At 73.7% G+C, this 6,306-nt stretch carries 5 protein-coding genes and 1 pseudogene; 4 read left to right on the forward strand and 2 right to left on the reverse strand.

The window, feature by feature from the left end:
- Positions 1–240 precede the first annotated feature (240 nt).
- Entirely contained in the window at positions 241–2,391 is a 2,151-nt protein-coding gene (locus J7I94_RS28960) for a PQQ-binding-like beta-propeller repeat protein (protein ID WP_215171697.1), read from the reverse strand.
- Between the two features lie 152 nt (positions 2,392–2,543).
- Here J7I94_RS28960 and J7I94_RS28965 point away from each other — a divergent pair, with 152 nt between their 5' ends.
- The 4 genes and pseudogenes from J7I94_RS28965 (at position 2,544) to proC (ending at position 4,847) form a co-directional block, all read left to right on the forward strand.
- The gene (locus J7I94_RS28965; protein WP_215171699.1) at positions 2,544–2,864 is read left to right on the forward strand and encodes an SH3 domain-containing protein; all 321 of its coding nucleotides are present in this window, start codon (positions 2,544–2,546) and stop codon (positions 2,862–2,864) included.
- Between the two features lie 50 nt (positions 2,865–2,914).
- Entirely contained in the window at positions 2,915–3,436 is a 522-nt protein-coding gene (locus J7I94_RS28970; RefSeq protein WP_215171701.1) for an EamA/RhaT family transporter, read from the forward strand.
- A gap of 213 nt (positions 3,437–3,649) precedes the next feature.
- Positions 3,650–3,703, forward strand: a pseudogene (locus J7I94_RS39585) (hypothetical protein); the annotation flags it as partial.
- A gap of 331 nt (positions 3,704–4,034) precedes the next feature.
- Positions 4,035–4,847 (forward strand): pyrroline-5-carboxylate reductase, encoded by an 813-nt coding sequence (gene proC / locus J7I94_RS28975; RefSeq protein ID WP_215171703.1) that lies wholly within the window; start codon positions 4,035–4,037, stop codon positions 4,845–4,847.
- 14 nt (positions 4,848–4,861) lie between these two features.
- On the opposite strand, the gene trpS is transcribed toward proC, so the two are convergent.
- Complete coding sequence (trpS, locus tag J7I94_RS28980; protein ID WP_215171704.1) at positions 4,862–5,857, reverse strand: tryptophan--tRNA ligase; 996 nt, start codon at positions 5,855–5,857, stop codon at positions 4,862–4,864.
- Between the last annotated feature and the right edge of the window lie 449 nt (positions 5,858–6,306).

Consider the following 6,306-nt stretch of genomic DNA (forward strand, 5'->3'; position numbering starts at 1 on the left):
CCGACGGCTTGGCGGCCCCGCGCCGCGGGTCCGTTCTCCGTGGGTGGCTCGCCTCGCGCCGCAGCCCCCTGCCGGGCGTCTCCGCCCGAGGGCCCCGCCACCGGGAGGCGGCCCCGCCCCGCGCCGCAGCCCTCTGCGGAGCGGCCCGCCCCCGCGGCTCCGCCCACCGCCGACCGCCCGGCCCCGCGCCACACCCCCCGCCGCCCGCCCGGCCCCCCGCCGCCCGACCCCGCCCGCCCCTCACCAGGCGGCCGGGTCCCGCCCGTCCACCGCGAAGACCGTCCCGTCGGGGGCACCGGCGTAGACCCGGCCCCCGACGGCCACGGGCGCGGGCAGCGCGGCGGCCACCCGGTCCGACCCACCGCCCAGCCGCGGGGCCGTCTGGCCGAGAAGCCGCCCGGTACGGGCGTCCACGCCGAGCAGCCGCCCGTCCGGGGCGGTGACGTACACATGCCGCCCGTCGGCGACGGGCGCCGAACCGCGGCTCACGCCCGTCTCCAGGCTCCACCGCTGCTCACCCGCCGCCAGATCGACGGCCGCCAGCGTGCCGCCCGCGCCCATCACGTACACGGCGTCCCCGCGCACGGCCCCCTGCGCCCGGGCCACCGGCACCGGCAGCGACACCCGCCGCACGACCCCGTCCTCCGTCCCGGCGCCCGCCCCGGCCTCCGCCCCAGGGGTGTACCGCACGACGGCCCGCGTCTCGCCGTAGACCGCGTCGGCGTCGAGGAAGACGACGGAACCGTCCGCCACCCCCACCGCCTCCAACTCCCCCGCCAGCTCCGCGTCCCACCGCACGTCACCCGTCCCGGGGTCCACGGCCGTGACCCGGGTACGCGTCCCGTCGTCCGACACGCTCGTCGCGTACGCGGTCCCGCCCGCCGTCCCGTCATCGCTGAACGAAGAAAAGTACGGCACCGCCTGCCCGGGAATCCGCCGCGACCACACCGTCTCACCGGTGGCCCCGTCCACCCCGGTCACCTTCCCGTCCGTGCCGGTGAGCAGCAGCATCCCGCCGACCGGGCGCAGGCCCTGGTACGCGGGCACCTCCCGGCGCCACGCGGGCTCGCCCGTGACCGGGTCGAACGCCGTCAGCGCGTCGCCCTCGTTCAGGGCGGGCTGCACGAGGCCGCCGGCGACGGCCGGCGGCCCGCTCCGGGAACGGCCCGCGACGGAGCGCCGCCACAGCCGCGTCCCGTCGTCGGGGTCGAGGGCGAGCACCGCCCCGTCCCGCGCGCACAGCAACCGCCCCGCCCCGTACGCGCACACGGAACCCCCCGCCCCGGACACCGCGGCGCTCTCCCACCCGGCGAACGACGCCGACGCGCTCGCCCGCCCCCCGGACGACTCCGCGTCCGCACCCCCGAGCAACCGCAGCGGGACGAGCGTGCCGACCGCCGCCAGACAGACCGCGCCCGCCACCAGCAGCAGCCGCTTGCGCAGCCCCCGGCGATCCGGGACCGCCCCGGCGGACTCCTTGACGTGGGTCGACACGTCCGCCTCCACGGCGGGAGCGGAGTCCGGAGCCCGCTGCGCCGGAATGAACGCCTGCGTGTCGTACGACGCCGCCACCGACCGCAGCTGCCGCATCACCTCGTCCGGCGTGGGCCGGTCCTCCGGCTCCTTCGCCAGACACCGCAGCACCAGCGCGGCCAGCGACTCGGGCACCCCCGTCAGATCCGGCTCGTCGTGCACCACCTGATAGGCGACGACATACGGACTGTCCGAGTCGAACGGCCCCCGCCCGGTCGCCGCGTGCACGATCACCGAGCCCAGCGCGAACACATCGGCGGCCGGCCCCACCTCCCGGGGCCGCCGGAACTGCTCGGGCGCCATGAACGGCGGCGTCCCGATCAACTTCCCCGTCTCCGTACGCAGTTCACTGTCGGTCGGCCGGGAGATCCCGAAGTCGATGACCTTCGGCCCGTCCTCGTCCAGCAGGACGTTGCTCGGCTTGAGATCCCGGTGCACGACCCCGACCCGGTGGATGTCCCGCAGCGCCTCCGCCAGCCCCGCCATCAGCCGGCGCAGCCGGTCGGCGTCCAGCGGCCCGTTCCGCTTCACCTGCTCGGCGAGGGTCGGCGCGTCGATGAACAGCGTGGCCATCCACGGCCGCCCGGCATCCGGATCGGCGTCGACGACCGGCGCCGTGAACGCCCCGCTCACCCGCCGCGCCGCGGCCACCTCCTGCCGGAACCGCCCCCTGAACTCCGGGTCCCTGGCGAACTCGGCGTGCACGACCTTCACCGCGAGCCGCATCCCCGACGTACTGCGCGCCAGGTGTACGACGCCCATGCCGCCCGACCCGAGACAGGACTCCAGACGGTAGTGACCGGCGTACTCGGGAAGTTCCGCTTCCGCATCCGTACCGGTGCTCCGCTGCGGCGCCATGGGACCCCCCGTACTGTTCGTCCACGCGCGCGACGCACGGAGCCTAGTCGATGACTCGTACGAGACCGAGGCGGCTTGCTAGCCTCCGCGTTCGAATCACTGTGACCCCACGACAGCCGTGGGGCGCAAGGGACGATCTGGGGGGAGTTCTCATGTCGGTCGAACAGACCACGGAAGCCGCGGGCGGGAACGAGGGCGAGGCCGTCACCACGGCGGCGGCGGACCTCACCTACTTCGCGGTGGCGCCGGGCGTGCGCCTCAACGTCCGCACCGGCCCCGGCACCCAGTACGCACTGGTGAAGCAGCTGCCGCTGGGCGCCAAGGTCCCGATCTTCTGCCAGTCTCCGGGCACCCGGGTCACCGGCACCTACGGCACCACCAACATCTGGGACAACATCGACAACGGCCAGTTCGTCTCGGACGCCTACGTCCGGACCGGCAGCGACGGCTACATCCGCCCGCGCTGCTCCTGAGCCACGGCCCGCGGCGGGGCGGCAGGACGACCGGAGGCGATAATCGACCCGTGAGCGAAGAGAACGGCAGCCCCGAGACCACCGGTACCGCCGCGGGCACCCCGGGGAACCCCACCACGGGCCCCCGCCCGGAACCCATCCGCTTCTTCGGCACGACCTGGCTGCACCACGACGGCGCCTACACCGCCCGCCGCCTCGCCCTCGCCGCCGGCGCACTGGTCCTCGCGGCCGCCGCCTGCCTGGTCCTGCGCCTCGCCTACCAGGGCCTCCAGATCGCCGAGATCGGCAGCTTCGTCACCGTCCTGGTCATCGTGATGTTCGCGGTGTGCAGCGCCCTGGCCTTCGGCCACACCTGGGGCGCCTTCACCACCCGCCCCGCCCCCGACCGCCAGGCGTCCCTGCGCGGCCTGCTCACCGTCGGCTTCCTCGGCTCCCTCCTCGCCTACGCCCTGCGCTGCCTCATCGAGGCCCCCGGCGAGAAACTCCACCGCGCCGAGTACGAAACAGCCGTAGCCCAGCACAAGAAGCGCACGACCCGCCGCTCGGGCAACCCGAAAAAGCGCCGCCGCTAGAACCCCCGCCCGGCCACCACGGCCGTATGACCACACCCGCGCACTCCGCCCGCGCCCGCTCCTCCAACGCCGCCGCCCAGCACGCCCCCGCCCGCCCTCTTCGACGCCCTCGAAGACCTCACCGGCCGCCCCCTCACCGGCGCCCGCGTCGCGGACATCGGCGCCGGCACCGGCACAGCCACCGCCCTGCTGCCCGCCTGCGGCGCCGACGTCATCGCCGTCGAACCCGGCGAAGGGATGGCCACCCAGTCCCGCCGCACCCGCCCCGCCATCCCCCTGATCCGCGGCACCGGCGACACCCTCCCCCTCGCCGACACCTCCCTCGACCCAAGGGGTGTCCGCAACGCCGCGAGGCCCGCCCCCCGGGCGGACGACGCGACTTTGCGGACACCCCTGCACTGTGGTGGAACACCGACGCCGCCGACGTGCCCCCGACGGCATCGTCGAAGAGGTCCACGACGTGATCCTCCAGTCCGCCACGGCCCCCTGACGCCCGGCCGGGGCAACCCACGTCCCGCCCACTGGACGCACCGCCCCCGCCCGCCCCCGGGATGCGAGGATGACGACGGACGACGCACCCCCGGAGGCACCCGCAGCCATGACCCAGAAAGTCGCAGTCCTCGGCACCGGCAAGATCGGCGAAGCCCTGCTCAGCGGAATGATCCGCGCCGGCTGGGTCCCCGCCGACCTGCTGGTCACCACCCGCCGCCAGGAACGGGCCGACGAGCTCCACGCCCGCCACGGCGTCACCCCGGTCACCAACGCCGAGGCCGCCAAGACCGCCGACACCCTGATCCTCACGGTCAAACCGCAGGACATGGGCACCCTCCTCGACGAGCTGGCCCCCCACGTCCCCGCCGACCGCCTGGTCATCAGCGGCGCCGCGGGCATCCCGACCGCCTACTTCGAGGACCGCCTCGCCACCGGCACCCCGGTCGTCCGCGTCATGACGAACACCCCCGCCCTCGTCGACGAGGCCATGTCCGTCATCTCCGCCGGCACCCACGCCACCGCCGCCCACCTCGCCCACGCCGAGGAGATCTTCGGCGCCGTCGGCAAGACCCTCCGCGTCCCCGAGTCCCAGCAGGACGCCTGCACGGCCCTCTCCGGCTCCGGCCCGGCGTACTTCTTCTACCTGGTCGAAGCCATGACCGACGCCGGCATCCTGCTCGGCCTGCCCCGCGACAAGGCCCACGACCTGATCGTCCAGTCCGCGATCGGCGCCGCGACCATGCTCCGCGACAGCGGCGAACACCCGGTCAAGCTCCGCGAGAACGTCACCTCCCCCGCGGGCACGACGATCAGCGCCATCCGCGAACTGGAGAACCACGGCGTACGGGCCGCCCTCATCGCCGCCCTGGAGGCCGCCCGCGACCGCAGCCGCGAGCTGGCCTCCGGCAACAACGGCTGACGCCGGCCCGCGGCCTACGGGGCGAGCAACCCGATCGCCCGGTAGGCGGCGTCCACGGTGGGCCGCGCCACGCCGCGAGCCCGCGCGGCCCCCTGCCGTAGCACTCCCTCCACATACCCGGGATCGGCACACAGCTCCCGATGCCGCTCCCGCAGCGGCCGCAACACCTCCACGACCGCCTCGGCGACATCCTTCTTCAACGCCCCGTACGAGTCGTAGCTCCCCGCCAGCGCCTCCGGCTCCCCACCCGCACACGCGGCGAGAATCTCCAGCAGATTCGCGACACCGGGCCGCCCTTCCCGGTCGTACACGACCCCTTCCCCACTGTCGGTGACGGCCCGCATCACCTTCTTCCGCACGACATCCGGCTCATCGAGCAGATAGACGATCCCCGGCCCGGTGTCATCGCTCTTGCCCATCTTGGACGTGGGCTCCTGGAGATTCATCACCCGGGCCGCCACACCCGGCCGGGTCGCCCGCGGCACCACGAACGTGTGTCCGTACCGCTGGTTGAACCGCACGGCGAGATCCCGCGCCAGCTCCACATGCTGCGTCTGGTCGTCCCCCACCGGCACCGCGTCGGCGTTGTACGCCAGGATGTCCGCCGCCATCAGCGCGGGATACGTCAGCAACGACAGCCGCACACTCCCGCCCCGCACCCGCTCCCGCGCCGCCTTCTCCTTGTACTGGATCATCCGCCGCATCTCCCCGTCGGTCGCGACGCACTCCATCAGGTACGACAGCCGAGCGTGCTCGTCCACATGACTCTGTACGAACACGGTGCACAGCTCCGGATCCAGCCCCGCCGCCAGCAACAGCGACGCCGTCTGCCGGCTCAGCCGCCGCACCCGCGCCGGATCGTGCTCCACGGTCAGCGCGTGCAGATCGACGACGCAGAACAGCGCCTCGCCCCGATGCTGATCGACGGCGGCCCACTGCCGCATGGCTCCCAGATAGTTCCCCAGCGTCAGATGCCCGGTCGGCTTGACCCCACTGAAGACCCGTGCCATCTCTCTTCTCTCCTCCTGGTCAGGACCGCCGCTGCCCGCCGGCCGCCCCTCCTGGAGGGAGATACGAGAACGGCCGCCGAAGCGGCGGCCGTCTACCTGCGTACGTGAGCGCGGCCGCCGTCAGGCGGCCCACCAGCACTGGGTGCACGTACGCGTCATCACGCCCCCGAGACTACGCCCCGAGCGGCCACGACACACCTGAGTTGACACGCCGGTCCCCCCTCCGTAAGGTACTCCGAGTTGTCCGACGTGAGCGCCGACTCCGGTCGGTCCCCGGACAGCCATTCCGCACGTAACCAGCCACCTCAGGTGTCACTGGCATGCGTATTTACGGAATGAGGAATCCACGTTCGAAAGAGCGCGGCCCCCGATTAGGTCGGGAGCCGGGAATCCGCTAAAGTCTCACCACGTCGGAACGGCCCAACAGCCGCGAAGACAACCCACTCTGA

This window comes from Streptomyces sp. ISL-12 (assembly GCF_018614415.1).
Classification (GTDB): Bacteria; Actinomycetota; Actinomycetes; order Streptomycetales; family Streptomycetaceae; genus Streptomyces.